The organism is Oikeobacillus pervagus, from assembly GCF_030813365.1.
Lineage (GTDB): Bacteria > Bacillota > Bacilli > Bacillales > DSM-23947 > Oikeobacillus > Oikeobacillus pervagus.
Window position 1 is genome coordinate 72,301 of sequence record NZ_JAUSUC010000007.1, and the last position, 20,846, is coordinate 93,146.

At 35.2% G+C, this 20,846-nt stretch carries 20 protein-coding genes; 5 read left to right on the top strand and 15 right to left on the bottom strand.

The genetic code is table 11. The features are described from left to right. Positions 1-7 precede the first annotated feature (7 nt). The gene (locus J2S13_RS04330; RefSeq protein WP_307256480.1) at positions 8-256 is read left to right on the top strand and encodes a VanZ family protein; all 249 of its coding nucleotides are present in this window, start codon (positions 8-10) and stop codon (positions 254-256) included. Positions 257-314: 58 nt separating this feature from the next. On the opposite strand, the gene J2S13_RS04335 is transcribed toward J2S13_RS04330, so the two are convergent. From J2S13_RS04335 to J2S13_RS04365, 7 genes are all read right to left on the bottom strand, one after another. Next, on the bottom strand, positions 315-566 hold the full coding sequence (locus J2S13_RS04335; RefSeq protein WP_307256481.1) for a copper ion binding protein: 252 nt from the start codon (positions 564-566) through the stop codon (positions 315-317). Positions 567-1,045: 479 nt separating this feature from the next. Further along, complete coding sequence (locus J2S13_RS04340; protein ID WP_307256482.1) at positions 1,046-1,324, bottom strand: glutaredoxin family protein; 279 nt, start codon at positions 1,322-1,324, stop codon at positions 1,046-1,048. A gap of 16 nt (positions 1,325-1,340) precedes the next feature. Then, a complete protein-coding gene (locus J2S13_RS04345; RefSeq protein WP_307256483.1) occupies positions 1,341-3,800 on the bottom strand; it encodes a heavy metal translocating P-type ATPase in 2,460 nt (819 codons plus the stop codon). Between the two features lie 246 nt (positions 3,801-4,046). Further along, positions 4,047-4,502, bottom strand: coding sequence for a CopY/TcrY family copper transport repressor (locus J2S13_RS04350; protein WP_307256484.1), 456 nt, complete (start codon positions 4,500-4,502; stop codon positions 4,047-4,049). A 304-nt stretch (positions 4,503-4,806) separates the two neighbouring features. Continuing rightward, complete coding sequence (locus J2S13_RS04355) at positions 4,807-6,321, bottom strand: multicopper oxidase family protein (RefSeq protein WP_307256485.1); 1,515 nt, start codon at positions 6,319-6,321, stop codon at positions 4,807-4,809. A 50-nt stretch (positions 6,322-6,371) separates the two neighbouring features. After that, a complete protein-coding gene (locus J2S13_RS04360; protein ID WP_307256486.1) occupies positions 6,372-7,415 on the bottom strand; it encodes a sensor histidine kinase in 1,044 nt (347 codons plus the stop codon). Then, positions 7,412-8,074 (bottom strand): response regulator transcription factor, encoded by a 663-nt coding sequence (locus J2S13_RS04365; RefSeq protein WP_307256487.1) that lies wholly within the window; start codon positions 8,072-8,074, stop codon positions 7,412-7,414. The genes J2S13_RS04360 and J2S13_RS04365 overlap by 4 nt, the downstream gene beginning before the upstream one ends. 275 nt (positions 8,075-8,349) lie before the next feature. Here J2S13_RS04365 and J2S13_RS04370 point away from each other — a divergent pair, with 275 nt between their 5' ends. Then, entirely contained in the window at positions 8,350-9,117 is a 768-nt protein-coding gene (locus tag J2S13_RS04370) for a MerR family transcriptional regulator (protein ID WP_307256488.1), read from the top strand. 183 nt (positions 9,118-9,300) lie between these two features. On the opposite strand, the gene J2S13_RS04375 is transcribed toward J2S13_RS04370, so the two are convergent. The 6 genes from J2S13_RS04375 to J2S13_RS04400 all read right to left on the bottom strand — a co-directional run bounded on the left by J2S13_RS04375 (position 9,301) and on the right by J2S13_RS04400 (position 15,677). After that, positions 9,301-10,509, bottom strand: a complete 1,209-nt coding sequence (locus J2S13_RS04375) for an MFS transporter (RefSeq protein WP_307256489.1) — start codon at positions 10,507-10,509, stop codon at positions 9,301-9,303. 583 nt (positions 10,510-11,092) lie between these two features. Further along, positions 11,093-11,620 carry a hypothetical protein gene (locus tag J2S13_RS04380; protein WP_307256490.1) on the bottom strand — a complete coding sequence of 176 codons (528 nt, stop codon included), beginning with the start codon at positions 11,618-11,620 and terminating at the stop codon, positions 11,093-11,095. Positions 11,621-11,980: 360 nt separating this feature from the next. Further along, the gene (locus J2S13_RS04385) at positions 11,981-13,408 is read right to left on the bottom strand and encodes a VanZ family protein (RefSeq protein WP_307256491.1); all 1,428 of its coding nucleotides are present in this window, start codon (positions 13,406-13,408) and stop codon (positions 11,981-11,983) included. Positions 13,409-13,529: 121 nt separating this feature from the next. Beyond that, entirely contained in the window at positions 13,530-14,666 is a 1,137-nt protein-coding gene (locus tag J2S13_RS04390; protein ID WP_307256519.1) for a sensor histidine kinase, read from the bottom strand. Further along, positions 14,650-15,351, bottom strand: a complete 702-nt coding sequence (gene vanR / locus J2S13_RS04395; RefSeq protein ID WP_307256492.1) for a VanR-ABDEGLN family response regulator transcription factor — start codon at positions 15,349-15,351, stop codon at positions 14,650-14,652. Before vanR (J2S13_RS04395) ends, J2S13_RS04390 begins: the two co-directional genes overlap by 17 nt. 125 nt (positions 15,352-15,476) lie before the next feature. Next, positions 15,477-15,677 carry a hypothetical protein gene (locus J2S13_RS04400; RefSeq protein ID WP_307256493.1) on the bottom strand — a complete coding sequence of 67 codons (201 nt, stop codon included), beginning with the start codon at positions 15,675-15,677 and terminating at the stop codon, positions 15,477-15,479. 171 nt (positions 15,678-15,848) lie between these two features. Here J2S13_RS04400 and vanR (J2S13_RS04405) point away from each other — a divergent pair, with 171 nt between their 5' ends. From vanR (J2S13_RS04405) to vanY, 3 genes are all read left to right on the top strand, one after another. Further along, on the top strand, positions 15,849-16,544 hold the full coding sequence (gene vanR, locus J2S13_RS04405) for a vancomycin resistance response regulator transcription factor, VanR-F/VanR-M family (protein ID WP_307256520.1): 696 nt from the start codon (positions 15,849-15,851) through the stop codon (positions 16,542-16,544). Further along, positions 16,537-17,643, top strand: coding sequence for a sensor histidine kinase (locus tag J2S13_RS04410; protein ID WP_307256494.1), 1,107 nt, complete (start codon positions 16,537-16,539; stop codon positions 17,641-17,643). The genes vanR (J2S13_RS04405) and J2S13_RS04410 overlap by 8 nt, the downstream gene beginning before the upstream one ends. A gap of 113 nt (positions 17,644-17,756) precedes the next feature. Beyond that, on the top strand, positions 17,757-18,635 hold the full coding sequence (gene vanY / locus J2S13_RS04415) for a VanY-A/VanY-F/VanY-M family D-Ala-D-Ala carboxypeptidase (RefSeq protein ID WP_307256495.1): 879 nt from the start codon (positions 17,757-17,759) through the stop codon (positions 18,633-18,635). A gap of 163 nt (positions 18,636-18,798) precedes the next feature. On the opposite strand, the gene J2S13_RS04420 is transcribed toward vanY, so the two are convergent. Beyond that, complete coding sequence (locus J2S13_RS04420; protein ID WP_307256496.1) at positions 18,799-19,599, bottom strand: hypothetical protein; 801 nt, start codon at positions 19,597-19,599, stop codon at positions 18,799-18,801. Beyond that, entirely contained in the window at positions 19,578-20,180 is a 603-nt protein-coding gene (locus J2S13_RS04425) for a sigma-70 family RNA polymerase sigma factor (RefSeq protein WP_307256497.1), read from the bottom strand. The genes J2S13_RS04420 and J2S13_RS04425 overlap by 22 nt, the downstream gene beginning before the upstream one ends. Between the last annotated feature and the right edge of the window lie 666 nt (positions 20,181-20,846).

Genomic DNA, 20,846 nt, shown 5'->3' on the forward strand with positions numbered 1-20,846 from the left:
TGATTGAATGCGTAAACCCTATCCATTTGTTGTGGATAGGGTTTCATGTAGTTTGCTTGGAATTTTTAATATTTTAATGTTTGTGCCACTAGGGATTTTCCAACCTTTGCTTTTCCCTAAATTTAAATTATTCAAGTGGTTACTACCTGTGGTGGCAAGTGCTACATTATCCATTGAAACATATCAAACACTTACAGGAGTAAGGATATTCGAACTGGATGATTTACTTTTGGGACTTGCACTTTTTTTAGTGTAAGCTCCCACGCATTTATATTTTATTTACTGGGATTTTGTCCCCGGTCTCTCTTTTATAATTAATGACAGCATGAACACCCAGGGTTATCTTCTTCATTAGGTTCTTCCATAACCTCATAACCCGAATCCCTAATAGCACTTTTAATTACACTCAAATCAACTGTATCATCATTAAATGTTACATCAACCTCACCTTTAGGAAGTAGGACTTTAACAGATTCAACTCCACTTAACTTACCTACATTTCCCTCAATTCTATTCACACAAGATCCACATGACATCCCTTGTACATTAAGTGTTACTTTCTTCATATAAATTCCTCCTCATAATATATTTCAGGCATTCACCGGCTGAGTCTCCGCCTCATTCCGCCACCTGTTGGGAATCGGGCACTTTAGCAACTTCGCTGTAGCTCAGATATACGCCCAAGGATAACGGCTCAAAAAACGGCCTACTTCAAATTAATAGCGAGCTATAGAATCAATTTGTCTAGGTTACTATTTATTGCAAATTAGATATTGTTCCCAAGGAAATCCCTTCCTTGAGATTATTTGTAGATATCGACGTTAACTTCAAAAAACTAGATACATGCTTCCTCGACATTCACATTTTCATTGACTTACAACCACAAGTCTTTTTATTTTTACCTTACCTAGGTAGGGTATAATAACTTGTTTTAAAAAAACGCTATTATTATATAGCCTTTATAAAATCCCTATTTCACCACCTCCTTCAGGTATACTCAATTCCCTTCTAGGAGTAAGATAAAAAGAAAAGTGTTTTATTTGATTCATTTTATTAACATACTAATTATTTCATTTTTATTATTTTCAAAGCCAATAAAATACTTGACTAATTTTCTTTTTCCGAATATCCCCTTTTTATAAAAAGCAAACATCGGAACGATTTGAGTGCCTGATATTTTCTTTAATTCTTCCTCTAAGCTAAGATTTTTACTTACGTCTTTATCGATATAATGGATTCTATTAGAAATTAGGTATTTCTTTGCATCCTGGCAATCTGAACATGTTGGTCTTGTATATAATTCCAGTTCCAGCTTACCTTCCATTTTAATCTCTCACCCTTTACTGAACTTTTGATGGTTTAAATTTTTTTAAACGTAAAGCATTTACTAATACTGAAACAGAACTTAAGCTCATTGCAGCCCCAGCAACCATTGGATTTAATAATGGTCCACCCAAAAGGTAAATAATTCCCATAGCAAACGGTATGCCTAGTACATTATATGCGAATGCAAAGAACAAGTTTTGTTTGATATTTCGAATCGTAGACTTACTTAATTCCACAGCTGTTGGTACATCCATTAAATCACTTCTCATTAATACGATGTCTGCGGATTCCATAGCAACATCCGTTCCAGAACCAATAGCTATCCCAATATCGGCTTGTGCAAGAGCAGGTGCATCATTAATACCATCTCCAACCATGGCTACTTTCTTACCTTCTGCTTGGATTTTTTTCACTTCATTTGCTTTATCTTCTGGCAATACTTCACTTAACACTCGATGAATACCAACTTGTTTTGCAATAGCCTCAGCGGTACCTTTATTGTCCCCAGTGATCATCACCACCTCGATTCCCATATTATGAAGTTTTTCAATGGCTTGTAAGCTATTTTCCTTAACGGTATCAGCAACTGCAATAATTCCAGCAACTTCGTTATTAAAAGCAATGTACATAGGGGTTTTTCCTTGAATTGCCAAATCATCTGAGTTTCTTGCTAGTTTATCTAAAGAAATGTTGCGATCATCCATTAATTTTTTGTTTCCAGCTAAAATCGTTATGTCATCTACTGTCACTTCGACCCCATGACCAGGAATAGCATTGAAATTGTCCAACTTCAAAAAGCCTAGCCCTCTATCTTCTGACTCCTTAACAATTGCTTCAGCTAATGGATGCTCAGAGCCCTTTTCTGCAGAGGCTACTAATTGTAGCAATTCTGTTTCTTTAATTCCGTTTACCGTGATAATATCTGTAACTATAGGTTTACCTTCTGTAATTGTACCTGTTTTATCAAATACAATCGTCTGAACTTTATGGGTTGTTTCCAGTGCTCCACCGCTTTTAATTAATACACCATTTTCTGCCCCCTTACCAGTGCCAACCATAATCGCAGTTGGCGTAGCCAGGCCAAGAGCACATGGACAGGCAATAACTAAAACGGAAATGGTAATCGTTAAAGCAAAGAGTCCCGTTTGTCCTCCGAAATACCACGACAAACCGGAAAGAATAGCAATCACAATAACAATTGGCACAAAATAACCTGAAATCATATCAGCCATTTTAGCAATTGGTGCTTTAGATCCTTGTGCATCTTCTACCAATTTGATCATTTGTGATAAAGCTGTATCTTTTCCTACTTTGGTTGCTCGATATTGGACTGTACCATTCTTATTGATACTAGCACCGATAATATTATCGCCTACATTCTTTTCTACTGGAATACTTTCACCTGTTAACATGGAGTCATCAACAGATGTTATTCCTTCTAATACAACACCATCAACCGGTATTTTTTCCCCAGGTTTAACAATGATCGTGTCACCAACAACTACTTCATCAACTGTAACTTCTACTTCTTTTCCATTTCTTACAACAATCGCTTTCTTGGGAGCTAATCCTATTAATTTTTCAATGGCTTCTGATGTTTTACCCATAGAACGAGCTTCCAAATATTTCCCCAATGTAATTAAGGTGAGGATTACCGCTGCGGACTCATAGTATAGATTTTCTGCGTAACTGGAATGCCCTAGCCAAATTGCAACTGTTGCCCCCGAACTATAGACAAATGCAGCACCTGTCCCTAATGCAACCAATGAGTCCATGTTGGGATGTCCTTTAAATAACGTCTTAAATCCAACCGAGAAAAAATTCCGTCCAAAGATTATAACTGGTATCGTGAAAATAAATTGTAATAGTGAAAACCATTCAGGATTTTCCATTGGATCAATTATTTTTGGGAGTGGTAAGCCTACCATATGTCCCATCGCAATATAGAACAATTGTATCGTGAAAATTGCTGAACCCCAAAATCGTGTCCAAATCGCTTTTATTTTCTTTTGTTTTTTATCCTTTTCTTCATTGGCTATACTTGACGTTTCCATATCCTCACGGGCCTCATACCCTGCATTTGATACTGCTTCTATAATGTCTGACACAGAAACAACTGTTGGATTATACTCAATTACCATTTTTCCTGTAGCCAAATTTACATTAGAGCTCATAACACCATCTAATTTCCTTGTTGCCTTTTCGATTGATTGTACACACGATGCACAAGTCATTCCTGTGATAACAAATGTTTTCTGCACACTATCTATCAATGCCTTATACCCGGCCTTATCAACAGCAGCTTGAATTTCTCGTACAGATACTGCATTCTCATCAAAAATGATATTCAACTTTTCTGTTGCCAAGTTTACATTAGCTTCCTGAACTCCAGGCAATTTCTTCATTGCCTTTTCAACTGTCTGTACACATGATGCACAAGTCATTCCTTTTATATTAAATGTTCTTTCCACCATTCATTTTCAACTCCTTTTCTATTTAAACGGTTTAGATTCATAACAATTTCCTTTATAGTTACAGTTGAGTTGTCTAACTGTTACGTCATACTTAACTTTGACAACCTCATTCTTTAAATTGACTGTTACTTTTACTACACCTTGAAATGCTGTCCCAATTTCATTTACATAATAAGCATAGCTCGCCTCCTGTAATTTTTATGGTTGTTTTTTCATGTTCGTCACTCCTCGTATATTATTGATTTATCAGTGTCCTGATGAACAGGTATGCTTACATTTACACTGTCCTGGAACACAAGTGCAAGCCACTTCTTCAACAGCGTCTTTTTTCTTTATTTCAAGTGCTCTTTCCATTTTGTCTATATCACTAAAACTTAACGTTGCTTTTGAAATTAAGGACACTATTGTATTACCAACTTCTTTCCCACAAATATTATTTAAAATTTCATCAAGAATGCCTTTAATGAATTTACTTTCATTTATATTAGCAGTATAAATATACCTCTTTCCTTCAGTTTCTGTATGAAGCATTCCTTTTTTTACAAGTCTTCCAATAAAAGTTTTAGTGGTCGCAGGTTTCCAATCCTTCTTTTGTTGCAACACTTCTATAATTTCTCTACTTGTAACTTTATCCTGTGCCCAGACTACACGCATTATTTCCCATTCGGAATCCGTAATTTTAGAGTCTATTTTAGTATTCATAATTTCCTCTCCTCTATATGTTTACAATTGTAATCATATTGTGTAATTACAGTTTACATTTGTAATCGATAATCGTCAAGCAATTTATTTATGCATCCAAGTATTATTTTTAGCAACAACCTATAGATTTTTTATAAAACTAAGTATTCTTGATGAACATCTTAAAATAGAGAACTCAGTAAACTTAAAGGTTTGGACAAAAAAAGACCCCGATATCGGATATTTTCTCCAACTCGGGGTCGAACTAGCAAAAGTTATATTTAAGCTGACTTTCCATTATCGACTAGAGCATAATAGTAAATATCTACTCCACCTTAATTTGCCCCATCATTCCATTATCTTCATGTTCTAATATATGACAATGGAACATATAGACACCCTTATGTTTAAATTGCACAGCTATTTTGACCTTTTCATCCGGTTTTACAGAAATACTGTCCTTCCATCCTCGTTCATTTTTAGATGGGTCTTTCCCATCACGAGAGATTATTTTAAACTGCGCTCCATGAATATGGAATGGATGAATCATTCCACCCATCATATCCGGTTTATTATAAATTTCCCATACCTCCGTATCTCCCTGTTTTTGGGTAAAATCAATTCTTTCCGGATCAAACTTCTTTCCGTTTATCGTTACCATGTCCATCATTCCAAAGAGTTCCACTTTCTTGGTGACCGGCAAATGCATTACATTATCCTCCAATGAAAAATCATTTAATTTTTCCGGAATCTTACGGTTCACTCCATTTTGGTCCGTGACCTCAAATGGCAATAGAACTGCTCCATCTTCATTTATCAACGCTAAGTTATTGACTTTTTTAATGCTTGAAAAATCAACAATGATTTCTGCTCTTTCGGAAGGTGTCAGTGTAATTTCTTGCAAAGGTACTGGTTCATTCAAAAAACCACCATCCGTTGCGATTTGAAGAAAAGAATCCCCAGAATTCAATTTAAAAGTGTAATTCCTTGCATTAGACCCATTTAATAAGCGAAGGCGCACTTTCTCTTTATTTACAGTCAATTTAGGATTAAGTGTTCCATTAATCAATAATGTATCACCGATTGTTCCATCTTCATTCTTTGCAGCGCTATAATTCAATTGTTTCTTGCTATCAAAAGTTTTATCTTGAAAAATCAATGGAAAATCGTTCTTCCCATAATCATTTGGTAACCCAAGACCTTTTGAATGATCATCTTCAATATAAATCAAACCTGCAAGCCCTTTATAAACTTGTTCTGACGTTTTCCCATGAGGATGGGGATGGAACCATAATGTAGACGCCTCTTGTGTCACTTCAAATTCAAGTACCTTTTCTTCTCCTGGTTTAAGTACGTCATGCGGTCCACCATCCACGTCCGCAGATACTTCCAGGCCATGCCAGTGAAAAGTTGTTGGTTCATCCAGTTCATTTATCGTTCTAATTTTAACTTTGTCACCTTTTTCAAAACGAAGCACTGGTCCTAAAAACATTCCATTATATCCATATGTTTCTGATTCAGTACCATCAAAAATTTCCGTTTTCCCTTTTTGGGCTTTTACAGTGTATACGATACCTTTCTCATGATCTCGTGCAAGTAAGGTAGGGACTTTCAATTCGTTTTCCCCTGTTGAGTCATTTAAACTTATTACCTTATCATGACTCATATGTCCTTTCATCTTGTCATGATCCATATCTTTCATATCCATAGAAGAATGGTCCATTTCACCCATCTTCATGTTGGAATGATCCATGCCTTTCATATTATCGCTTTTTTCTTGGCTACAAGCCCCTAATATGCCAACACTTATAATCATACTGGCTAGTGCAATTTTCTTCATACTCTCACCATTCCTTTCGACATAAAGCATACAGAATAGTTGTGTAGAAATTATGTAGAAATCGGCATTTGTATATAAAATGTGGTCCCTATATCTTTTTCGCTTTTGACGGAAATGTTACCGCCATGCGCTTCTACTAGCTTTTTGGTAATGGTCATGCCAATACCACTGCCAGTATATCGATTTTTCGCACGATAATTTCGCAAAAAGATTTTTTGGCTAGTCTCTTCATCCATACCGATCCCATTATCGTGTACAATAATTGTATAAGAGCCATTGTTTTTTAATAATTTGATGAAGATCGTACCTTCTTTTTGAACATGATACATGGAATTTTTGATAATATTATGCAGAATTTGATTCAATCTTAGGGCATCTACCTTGGCATAAATGGTTTTATCTAAATCCAATTTTACATGTATGTCTTTTTCCAGTAGTTCACTTGCCAACGCAATGATAGATTTCTCGATTAAACTAGCAATCGGATGCTCTTTCATGATGATCTTAAATGTAGGATTATTAATATCATTTAAAGTATCTAATTCTCCAACAAGGATAATTAGCCGATCAATTTCTTCAACGCATGCTTGCAAACGGTCTGGTGTAGCCTCCCAAACGCCATCCTCAAATGCACTTAAATAGCTTTTTATCGAAGCTAGCGGATTACGAATTTCATGTGCTAGATCTTGTGTCATCTCTTTACGACGCCATTCATAAGAACTTAATGTTTCATCTAGTTTTATCAACGAATGTCCCAATTGACCAATTGGATCATTAATGGTATAGCTTATATTTAAATTACGGTCTCCACGCACAAGTCTTAACGCAAAGTGATTGAGTTCTTGAATCGGTCTAGTCAACGCCTTTGCAATTAACAAACTGGAGATCAGTATGACAATAATCAATAAACCTATCGACCACAATGCCGTTTCCCTCAATGCCAAATCAAAATGGTGAATGAGCTCCTCGGAATCGGTTATATGAAGCATCATCAAATGTTCATGACCTTTATAAAGTAATATCGCTGTAATAAATAAGAGCATACATGAGGTAAAGATGGCTATAATCAACGCCACTTTTATATTAAACTTCATTGTTCTTTAACCTTCTCGTTTATTTTATACCCTAATCCAAAGACAGTTTGGATATAATCCCCGTCCACCTTTTTACGAATATTTTTAATATGTTGATCCACAATGCGGGGATTGATGTCCACATCCAATCCAAATAATTTTTGAATAATATCATCCCTACTAAATACCTTTTTAGGGTTTTCAGCTAATAAAAGCAATATGTTAAATTCATGTGGTGTAAACTGGATGTTTTGTTGATTTATTAATACCGTTCTTTCATCTTTATGAATTTCTAATCGTCCTATAGTGATAACTTGCTTTTTATGTGACATAGGTAATAGTCTTTCGGCTCTCACTAATATTTCCTTAGGGTGGAATGGTTTAACTACATAATCATCCGCACCCATTTTAAAGCCTCTTACTTTATCATCAATGGAAATTTTCGCCGTAAGCATAATGACAGGAATATCATAATTTGCTTTTACATATTGGCAAATATCTTCTCCTGCCATATCTGGTAACATTAAGTCTAAAATAATCATATCTAGAAGCCCTTGATCTATTATTTGGATTGCGGATTCACCAGTATGAGCAATATACGTATGATCTCCGTTTTTTTCAAAATAAGATGCTAAGACATTTGTAATTTTTTCTTCATCATCTACGATTAATACCCGCATTTTTCATTTTCACCAACTTTTAATAAGAAATTCAATTAATATTATAAACCACTACAAAATTTAATAGGATGTTTAGTATTTCTTGTCCACTTCTCATTGTTATGTCTGTAGTGTTAAAACCGTTCAATTAGCTTTCACTAACCATTATGATTTGACAAACCGGTTTTATGTATCATCAGCAATTTGAACGGATCCAATTTTTTTATATTTCCTCTTGAACCTCAAGTCACTTGAGGATTTATAATGAACGTATACTTTTATAGGGAGGAATCTTAATGAATAGGAATGACAAGTTTTCCATTGGAGAATTTTCAGAAAAGACGGGAATACCTATTCCTACTTTGCATTACTATGATGAAATGGGTTTATTACAACCAGAAAAGAAACCTTCTTCAGGGCACCGAGTTTACTATTATCAAGATATTATCACCTTACAAAAAATTCTAAGTCTAAAATTTCTAGGATATAGTTTAGATGAAATCGCCAATTTATTACATGAATCAAGTTTTACCGTTGATTTAAATGAAAGTTTGTCCCTTCATTTGCAAGCTTTAGAAAAAGAAAAGGAACAAATCGAGCAATCCATACAATCAATTAAAAGAGTAATTAAGTTAGTCGAAGAAGAAGGAGAAGTCGATAGCAACTTATTATTTAGCCTTATTCATGGGATGCGTATTGAACATATACATGAAGAATGGATGCATCGCCATATGTTAACGGATGTCGTGGAGGAGCTCTCCAAGAAATCGGAGGAAGATAAAATCTCCTTAGATAAAACGGTTATTCAATTGTCTAAAGAAGTAAAACAATTGTACGGTAAACCCGTACAGGACCCCAAAGTACAAAGGATGGTTAAGAACTATTTAGAAGCAACTTTTTCATTTCTTGGGGAAGATTTGATGCAAAAGCTGGCTGATACTAATCTAGAAGAATTGGATATTCAAGACCTTGAAAAAATAACCACTTCTCCTTTCACAGAAGATGAACAAAACTGGCTTAATCAAGCGATGGAATATTATATGAAGCAAGAAGAAATGGAGTAGGTCTTCAGTAAGCCCGAATGATAAAAATAACCGTACATCATGACTTTTTTGTCAGAAGTACGGTTATTTCACTATTAACTCTACATTCAGCTCGGATCATTTTTGACCAAAGTATATTCAGCTGCCTTTGACTTCCAATGAAAACAAAATGCATTTCAAGTTACGGTGAAATATACTTACTTTTTATATAGGTTCGTTGACATTCTCTATACCATCTTTTTTTAGCATTAGCATGACCGTAAAGGAAATACAATATAAACCTGCTAAGTAGAGCATCGCAAATTTCATATCATAACTTTGTAGAATATACCCGACAAGTATTGGTGAAAAACCGCCTATAGCTCGTCCAAAGTTAAAAATTGTGTTTGTTGCTGTACTTCTAATTTGAACTGGGTATAGACTACCAATCAAAGCTCCATATCCGGCGAACATTCCATTTGAAAAAAATCCGACAATTGCACCACCTATTAGTACACCCATAATACCAGTAGCATAAGAGTATAAAAACACAGCACATGCGGAGGCAATTAGGAAGACACCAAAGGCACGCTTTACTCCAAATCGATCTAAAAATCGTCCAAAGGTTAACATACCTATAATCATGCCAACAGCTGTACTAATCGTCCAAATAGCAGAGCTTGAAACTGATAACCCCTGTGACTTCTGCAACATCGATGGTAGCCAAATCATTAATCCGTTATAACCAGCAATTTGAACAGTTGCCATGATGATTAAAGAGATGGTTGTCATCGCTGTTCGTGGCGTTTCAAACAATTGTACCAGCTTACCCTTTTCCTCTTTCTCACTAGCCTTTTTATTTTTTTGAGCTGCGAGCCACTCAGGTGATTCATCTAAATTCTTCCTTACGATAAAGGCAAAAATAACAGGTACTACACCAACAAAGAACAATGCTCTCCATCCTAAAGTAGGAAGAATGATCGCACTTAGTAATGCTGCTAAAATGACACCATATTGGGCACCAACACTGACATATGAAGACGCACGCCCTTGTTTATTTTTCGGCCAAGCTTCTGCAACAAGTGCCATGCCAATACCATATTCTCCCCCAGCACCTATTCCGGCAATCAATCTAAATAGATATACTTGTTCAATACTACTGGCTAATCCTGTTAAAGCTGTACCAATTGCAAATAAGATGACAGTATATGTAAAGACCTTTACCCTTCCATACTTATCTGCTAAAACCCCGAAAACAATTCCTCCTAATAACATCCCTACATTCGTTATAGTAGAAATAAGTCCCCCAGTTGCTAAATCAATGTTAAATTCTGCAATAATCATTGACATCGCAAATGAGATAAACATGATGTCCATGCCTTCTAATGTTAAACCCGCTACCGATGCGACCACGGTTTTTTTACGATAATCCATTCTACTATCCTCCAGTATGTTCTAGATGAAATAAATCTCTTTTATTTACGAATGAATGGATGTATCTTTATAAATAAAACTTTTCCATTCACCTTTTAAGCCTCACTGGACTTCCTTTAAAAGCGGTACGTTATTAGTTATGTCTTCACAGCTAAAATGCAAAATAAATGCCCTTTCGTCAAATTAGACAAAAGGGCATGAAAACACAATGATATTAATAACATAATAACTTAAAATATCAGTAGCCCTTTTCAGCCTCTCTGGACCGTCTTAAAGGTTAATTATTTCAAAAGATATTTTAGCAAAATTATCTATATTTCTCAATAAGAAATTTATGGGGATTAATAGGATGAAGCCCAGATGTTATTTTCTCGAAAGTAGGATGAGTTGAATAGCGCGAATGAACGGAAAAATAAATATCGCTATTTACATCTAGTAAATATTTAATTTAAGTTCCTTTCATTCACGCATATAATTGAAACAGGCTAAAGTATTTAATTTAATATGTTCTTTCATCATACGCTATCAACATTTTATATTATAAAAGCCGTTTTGTTTTTATTGAATTTAATTAATAAGCGGTCTATTCGCTTAATGATGATTTTACTGGCAAAATATAATCAAGCACTACCTTTTCACCACGATTTTGTGGAATAGAATATCGCTCCTTTGTATAGATCTCACACCAATAAAAATGTTCAAAATCGATTTCCCTACCCGTTTTTTTTATGGCTTCTGTAATCAATTTGAAAGCCGAGTCCATAATTTCTGCGATGTCATTTCCCTCTATTTGAATACAAGCTACCGTTCCACTTGGAATATATTTTTTGTATAGTTCATAGGGAACCGGTGTATTTACTTTCATAAAATCTCCTAATATTAATTCAAATGTATTTGTATCTTGAAAATTAAACATCATTCCGATCCCATCATTTTCATCAATATCCTCACAATAAACGAATTCAGATAACTCATTTAAATATTTCGCCTTATCACTTTCAAAATATGATTTCCATGCGTTTCCGGCCTTAAAAAATGAAGTGTGGTAATGAACTCCAACCATTAGACGTTCGTCAAATTCCTTATAAACAATTTCCTTTAATTCCGCCATAATTCTTTTACCTCCTATAAATCACATCTTAAGATCATTCATTGGGTGATACTTATTGAGTTTTGAATTGTTTAGTTTTGCTTCCGAAGGTGTAATCCCATGTTGCTCATTGAATACTCGTGAAAAAGCAGAGAAGCAGCGGGATGGTTCTTAAGTTTTGCTCAAAATTCGAAGCAATTAATAAGGTAAGGAAGTGTTAGAAGTATCTAACGCAAAATTTTGAGTATTCGCAGTTTTGAGTGCTAAGAAGCAGAATAGTTTTTAAGCTTTTCGTATTAAGAGTTCGACATTAAAAAAAAATTTCCTGCTTCTTGGGCTTCCAATGACATAGAGGAAGCAAGAGAACCGTCCCCGCTCTTCCTATTTCCCCAAAGCAGGTATCTGACAATCCCATGAATGATCCTCATTGTTGATATATCCGGTAAATTGATAAACAGGCTGATAAAATCCTTTTGTATCGTAAACATAAGCAAGCTTACATTCTTTTACCCTTAAGGTATCTCCCTGCTGGAAGGGGACATATTGTTCAAAGTTTCCATCTTCAATCTGTTTAAAAGCTGCTTTTGGGGAAATAATTTCTTCTGTTGCTACATATTCATTCCAGTTGATTTCGTAATCCATAAGAGTAAGTTCCAAATTGTTATCAAACTGCATTAAGATAATGCCAGATGTGAATGCGGTTTTGGCAATGGATAGATCCTTCACTTCCGGTGCGTCCCATCGAAGCGTATCGTTGTTTTGTATACTGAAAACAGCGTTAGCGGGGAGCAGTCCATTTTCCTTCAACCAGTTTTTATAAAAGTCTCCTTCGTTCTTCGCTTCTTCCTCGGACAATGTAGTAGCATCATGCCATGTTGTGTAGCTCCAATGTCCTGTCCAAGATAAGAAGCTAAGTTGAACGTCTTCACTATTAGAACTTTTGCCAGTGTAAACACGGTTTTCGCCATCACGTCGTTGAACACCGGAGAAAGTAACATCTTCCGATTCGGAAAGTCCAGCTTTAATTCGTTCTAGATAATCTTGATCGTCTGTATATTTACTTCTGTAAATGGAGGCCGAGGCCGGTTGATCTGATAAGGAAAGGTCAGTGTTAATTTGAATCCTTGACATATCCTGTTTTGTCGCAGGAAGAATAGGCATATTTCCATAAGGTTGCTGCACATAAACCAAAGACACGGTGCCCATTATTATTCCAATGACACATGGAAATATCAACACTTTTCCAATCGGAACAAAACGAACGCGCTTTTCCCTGATAACGGAAAGTATTGCCATTATACAAAAATATCCAAACAAACTCCCAATACAGTTGTGGAATAAATCATCAAGTTCAAAAATCCCTTTTCCCGTCAATAATTGTACGATTTCAATACAGATAGTTAACCCAATAGACACGAAAAACGTCACCTTGAACTTTTCTGCTTTTTTCCAAAAAAGTGGCAATAAAAATCCCAACGGCGTAAACATCAGCATATTGAAGATAATAAGCTGCAATTCGCTACTCGACCACTTATTCCAAGCGTTGACGTAGGAACTGAAAAAATCAATATTGAAGCTTCCGGTAAAGTTTGCACCGCGGCTTAAGGTGGTTAGTGCCAGTACTAGCAGCAGCCAGCAGCATAAAAGAAACAGGGTAATCCCCTGTGTTTTCGACATACTCCTTTGTCCATGAAACACCTTTTTATAAATCATGTAGCAAGCGAAAATGGTTAGTCCCAATAAAAGGCCTCCAATGAGTGCAAACACACCCCATCGGAGCAAAGCCTGAAAAATTGTAATAATATCCATGAAACATCCTCCGTTTTTTATTGTAGTTATAGGTAAAAACCTTTGAAATTCATTAACTACAGTGTAACCCATCAGTACCGGCTCAAATTTAATACTTCCTTGATAAATTCTTAAGAAAATACTAAGATGCGGTGTGATTGAACGGAAGCGTAATAACAAAAGAAGTTATATATTCACGGCTTTCCACAGTAATGGAACCTCCATGTAAATGAATAATCTCTTTGGCAATTGCAAGTCCCAGTCCCGCTCCCCCGGTATCACTTGTACGGGCTTCGTCAAGACGATAAAACTTTTCAAATATAGCAGCGCATTTTTCAGGAGGTATTGTATCCCCCTTATTTTGAAATGTAATGGTTACAGTATCACTACCGCTTTTTTGGGCTATGATCTGAATTTCTGTATTCGGGAAGCTATATGCAGCAGCATTTTTCAGAACATTGGTAAAAACCCTCCCCAACTTTTCAGCATCGCCATAGAGCATTAGTTCTTCATCTGCATGTAAAACGGCCGTATTTCCATGGCTTGACAAAATAGGCAGCAATTCATCGGTTAATTGTACCAACATATAATAGAGGTCGATATTCGTTTTTTCTATTTGGATTTGTTGCAGATTATACCGGGTTATTTCAAAAAATTCATTGATCATTTTCTCCAGCCTGTATGATTTGTCAAGTGCGATATGCGTGTATTTTTTTCTCTGCTCCGGCGGCATATTTTCCACTTCTTCCAGCAAACTTAAATATCCAATTACAGAAGTAAGGGGAGTGCGAATGTCGTGGGCAAGGTACATCACAAGCTCGTTTTTACGTTGTTCGGCTGATTGAGCTTCTAGATTTCGGCGTTCCAAGGTTTGTTTCATGTCGTTTAACCTTTGGGTGATAGCAGTGAGTTCTTCCGGCAAGCGGATTTCCTCCGAATTGTCAATGAGAAGCATACCAAGGCTCTGTTCAACATCGGACAGTGGCTTTGTAACGTAGTGCAAAAATGCGCGAATGACGAATAAAAGCCCAGCACAAATAAGCAATACTAACAAGACGAAAAATAGCTGGTATATATTTAACGCCCCGAAAAAACCTATTCGAAGGATATCCCCTGTTATCTGAGTAATCCATCTCCCGCCGATGCTATTCCAATGAAGGAAGTACATTAAAACAAGAGCAAAAAAGGAGGAGGCTATGACTCCAATCAGGGCAAACAAAATTTTAATTTGCAAACGGGTGTAATCAAATTCTCTTTTATATTTATCTTTCAATTTTATAGCCTACCCCCCATATTGTTTTAATATATTGGGGATTTTCGAAAGTGTCATTCATTTTTTCTCGGAGATGACGAATGTGGACTGTGATCGTATTATTGCTTTTGCTGTAATACTCATCCTTCCAAATTTTATGGAATAACTCCTCTGCACTTACCACATTGCCTTTGTTCTCTAAAAGGATACGCAAAATTGAAAATTCCGTAGGTGTCAGTGTAAGCGGGTTTTCGTTTAAGAAACACTCATGTGTTTTGATATTCATGACAAGACCGGAATGTAGGATGATATCTTTTTCCATATCTTCCCCATGCTTGGGATTATACTTTTTATACCGCCGTAATTGCGCTTTCACTCGTGCTACGACTTCAAGTGGGCGAAAGGGTTTTGTGATATAATCGTCAGCCCCCAATGTAAGACCATTAATTTTATCGATTTCCTCATCTTTAGCAGTCAGCATAATGATAGGATAGGTATACCGTTCCCTTATTTTTTGGCAAATCGTTAAACCGCTAATATCCGGCAACATAATATCTAAAATTGCAAGGTCAACTTTCGTCCCTTCAATGCAGTCAAGAGCTTCCTTTGCAGAATAAAACTTTAATACCTCGTAATCTTCATTTTGCAAATACACTTCTATTAAATCTGCTATTTCCTGTTCGTCATCAACGACAAGAATTTTATCCCTCATAATTTCAGCTCCTTTCAGGCAAACATTATACTTTATTACTTTACTAAATACCGCCATTATATTTCTGATTTATCCCATGAGAAATGATTAAGATTTTCATAAGAATGCGATTCGCTTAAATATTTTTATCTTTCTACGCAAGAATCGATTGATCGTATCAATCCTTTTCTTATTCTCTTAGAAATCGTTTCCTTCGCTTTCTTCTTCGGAACATCTGCCTTCTTAACATCATGGACAATCCCTTCAAAGGCTAGTCTTCTTAGAGTATTAGAAATTTTATCGACGATTTGATAATGGATTCCTTTTTCAAATTCCCTTATAATCAAACCATTTTTCACTTGATCATAGCTGCAGAACGTTTTTCATTGATATGTGTTACAATACTTTTGCGTATAAACTTCGTATTATGATTGTGCAGCAAATGGGGCAGATTGTGAAGTGGCGTAATGATGAGAATAGGAAATGAATCGCTCCAAAATGAATTTGGAGGTGCAGATATGAAAGATATTTCGATATTAATTGCTGATGATGAGAAGGAAATTGCGGATCTAATTGCCTTTCATTTAGAAAAAGAAGGATACCATGTCATGAAAGTATCGAATGGTCAAGAGGCTGTTCATGTTGTCGAAAATCAGGTCTTTGATTTGCTGATTTTGGATATTATGATGCCGAAAATGAATGGATATGAAGTAACCCGCCGCATTCGTGAACAGCATAATATGCCAATCATCTTTTTAAGTGCTAAAACATCTGATTTCGACAAAGTACAGGGGCTCGTAATTGGAGCAGATGATTATATGACTAAACCATTCACACCCATTGAATTGGTAGCTCGCGTAAATGCCCATTTACGGCGATTTAAGACATTAAATCAAGCGAAGACCGAAAATAAATCCAATCTAGAGTTTGGTGGACTCGTTATTTCTCCTGAACAACGTGCGGTTACTCTTTACGGTGAATATATTGAGCTAACCCCTAAAGAGTTTGATATTTTGTATTTACTAGCCAGTCATCCAAAGAAAGTTTATAGTGTAGAAAGCATTTTTCAGCAAGTATGGGGTGAAGCCTATTTTGAAAGTGGGAATACTGTTATGGTTCATATTCGTACATTACGAAAAAAACTGAAAGAAGATAAACAGAAAAACAAATTAATTAAAACTGTGTGGGGAGTTGGGTATACATTCAATGGTTAAAATCGTACGAAGTTTTCGATCAAAAATGGTCGTGTTATTTGGATGGAGTATGATTCTGTCTGGTACCATAATTTATTTAATCTTTAATATACTTCAATATTATTATTATACTTGGGTTGATTATGGGGATGCTTTAACCTACCTTCGAGCCTTTATGCGTAAGATTGGGGATTTTAATTTCTTTTTACTTATATTTATTCCACTGTCAATATTGTTTTTCTTTCTCCTTACGAAACGTTATTCTACTTATTTCAATAAGATTTCTAATGGAATTCGCTACCTTGCTCGAGGAGATTTCCAACATCAAGTTGAAATTCAATCAAATGATGAATTTAGCGATATTGCGAATGACATCAATCTCGCAAGTGAAAAGTTAAAAGAAGCTATCGTAAGAGGCGACTTTTCGGAAAGCAGTAAGGATCAGTTGGTCGTAAACTTAGCCCATGATCTGCGTACACCTTTGACTTCTGTTTTGGGTTACTTGGATATAATTCTTAAAGATGAAAGCTTGACGAAAGAACAAGTTAGGCATTTTTTAATGATTGCTTTTACTAAGTCCCAACGTTTAGAAAAACTAATTGATGAATTATTCGAGATAACGAAAATGAATTACGGAATGCTACCAGTGGATAAAAAAAGATTTAATTTAACAGATCTGCTAAACCAACTAAATGAAGAATTGTATCCTGTGTACGAAAACAATCATTTGATTGCCCGGTTGAATTGTCCGACCCATTTACCCATTTTGGGCGATGGCGATTTGCTAGCTCGACTGTTTGAAAATCTTATCACAAATGCAATTCGCTATGGATATGACGGTCAGTATGTAGATATTAACGGTTCCATTGTAGGAAATGAAATAGTAGTACAAGTTATGAATTATGGGGATAGAATTCCTCCAGATGATCTCCCACATCTTTTTGATATGTTCTATACCGGAGACAAGGCACGAACCCATAGAGAAGAAAGCACAGGGTTGGGCCTGTTCATTGCAAAGAATATTGCAGAGCGGCATAATGGGTCAATTACTGCCAGAAGCAATGTCATTCAGACAACTTTTGAAGTCCGATTACCAATGGAAAGTGAACAAAATAATTAAATTAGATTGATTTCAAATACATGATTTAAGAAAAATTTAAGATTTACCCCGCTCTTTTCTTAAATAGTTTTAGATATTCTTTAACCGAAGAAGAATTAGGAGGAAACTAAGAAATGAAGAAGTGGGGCATTTTATTAATTTTTATTATATGTCTAGGTTTGATAGCTGTTAAAGAAGTACCATTTTTACAAGACAAAAAAAATATTCAAATAACGTATTATCACGAGGATGATAAAATAGCCGAAAAAACATCTTCAGAAAATAGCCAAAAAGTAGCTATTTCAAAAGATCAAATCTATCAAGGAAATTTGCTTTTGGTCAACAGTGAGTACCCCGTTCATCCAACAGGGATTAAATCAGATGTTGTTAATTTATCGTCGAACAGTGAATTAGTAAAAGGATATAGCTTATTTGATCACAAAACATATTTATCCGAGTATATAGCACGTAAATTTTCAGATATGGTTGTTGGTGCAATAAAGGATAATAATTATAATTTTTTCATCACGAGTGGTTTTCGTAATTTTGATGAGCAAAATGAGCTTTATCGAGAAATGGGTTCTAGCCTAGCCATGCCAGCTGGTTATAGCGAACACAATTTAGGATTATCGCTAGATGTGGGGACTACTCAAATGAAGATGGAAAAAGCTCCAGAGGGAAAATGGATTGAAAAAAACGCTTGGAAATACGGGTTTGTTTTACGCTATCCCAAAAATAAAACCGAGATAACCGGTATTCAATATGAACCATGGCATATTCGCTATGTTGGTTTGCCGCATAGTGCGATTATGAAGGAAAAGGGTTTTGTTTTAGAAGAATATTTAGATTTTTTAAAGGGGAAAAAAAAGATTTCAGCTAAGGTTGAAGGTGAAAAATATACTATTTGTTATTACCTCTTTTCCGAAAACATGACTATTAATCTACCGGAAGATCACGAATATGATATTTCAGGTAACAATATGGATGGAGTAATTGTGACGAGATATGAATGATAAATGTGAAAATGAGCATAGGGACAGGTTCACTGTCCCATTTCAATTAGCCCTAAAAGACTTATTTACTAAATAGAACGATGTCCCTTCCCTATGTCCACTGGATTTCTTATCCCACTTCATTCATATTTTGCCGACTGGTGGGACGATGGACCTGTCCCCTTTATTTATACAAAACATTAATTGTGAATTGTCCATCTTGTTCATTATCCACTCTAAAATAAACATCCTTGTCTTCTTTTGAGAATTCAAGATATTCTTTATTTCTGTCAATATTAATTCCTTGTTTTTCGGCTTCTTGTACTTTTTCATTTGGAAGTTTAGCATAAAAATCTTTAAATTTATAAGAATACGAATCAATATCTGAATACAGGCTTCCAATCATTGCTTTTGCTTGAAGAACAATATCTTCTTTGCTCATGTCATTATAATTTTCACCCCAGTTATATCTGCCAAGATAATGAAATTCACCTGTTGCATTATCGATATCAAATACAAATTTACGTCCATCTTTTTCTAACTGAATGGAGCTCCAATTCATTGTTTGATAATCGACTCTTCCTTCCCCTGTATTAATACCTGTAATTTCAAATTCTTTTAATTCTGGAAAAGCTTTATAAACCTTGTTTAATGCTGTGTGTTGAACAGAAGTAAGGTTAGAACGATCTGGATGATATTCTGACAATTTCATATCAACATTTTCCTCTTGAATCGTTACGGTTTTAAATGCTTCAATAACATGTGGTGCTGCAAGTGCTCCTATAGGAAGTAATGCTGCTACTGCTATTGATAAAGTTGCGGTTCTTAACACAAATCTCTTTTTGCTTTTCATAAATCTTTGCTCCCCTTTTTTAATAACATTGTTTATATACAAATTTCGTGTTTTGAAATATGCCTGCTTAGGACTTTCTATATGATCAGCATAGTTAGACAATCGTTCTTTTAATTTCCTTTCAATATCCATTCTTTCCCTCCATCCATCTTCTTTATTAAATCTATCCGCCTTTTTAACTGTTTCAAAGCTGAGTGATGTCTTGACTTTACAGTTCCTAAAGGCACTTCTAATATATCTGCAATCTCTTGCAATGAATAATCATAATAGTATCTTAAAACAATTACTGCTTTTAATTTATCTGATAAACTATTAATTAATTCCATTGTCTCACTTTCTAATTCAGGGTGAACAATGTCTGGCTCATAACTAATATCATCTTTGCTTAACATTGAACATTGTTTTTTAAAAATCCTAAAAACACGCCAATTTTTTCTTTTAAAGTTACTAATCTGATGAATAGTTATTCCATGAAGCCATGCTCGAAAGGATTTATCCAAATTATATTTATTAATTGAACTCCATAACTGAACATAAACTTCATTCATAATATCTTCTCTATCCATGTGATTATGAACGATCATGGAAATTAATCTATAAACATCACTACTAGTTTCATTGTAGATAAAGTCAAAAGATTCAATTGAGCCGTCCCTCATCTTCTGTATATGCTTATAAAGCTCGTAGTCTTTTTCTTTTGACCGGTCTGACAATATTTCCCCACCTCTCTTAACATTTTAATTCAACATTTATTTTGTAAGCTGCTTACATAATATATTGGTTCCATTTATATAAAAGGTTCATTTTTCGGTTCATTTTTTATTTTTTTTTGCGCATATTGATTATGCATAATCTTCCATAGAGGGACATCCTCTTTAAAATGGAAGTATGAACTAATATTAGCGGGATACTGCTCGAAACTGGATGTGAAAACGTAGATCTTGTACCTTGTGATGGAGGCTGCCTGTGAGTGTTAAGCTTACTTCACATTTCGACAGAAAAATTGCTAATAGGTCCAAAGCACGCTGGGGCATCAAAATCTGTTTTTGGAGGTCAAGCAAAACTTAAATGTGCCTGTTTGATTTGTCACGACTGAAAATACGGTGTTCAATCAACCTTTTGCCGTATTCATTGCTAATATTCCACTTCATTAATTAAATAAACAGACAAAATCCTCCATTTTTAACTCAAACTTGTCGTCAGTTTGATATATATTTCTCCTGTCAAAAGTATACGATGAAAAGCTTGTTAATTAACAGGCATGAAAAAATAACCTTTTGATCATTATCCTTCATTAATAATTCCTTGTTTTTATTCTCTAAATACTTATGATTTTCAGGATTATTTCATAAAATAAATCCCCTCTATCATTGCTGAAG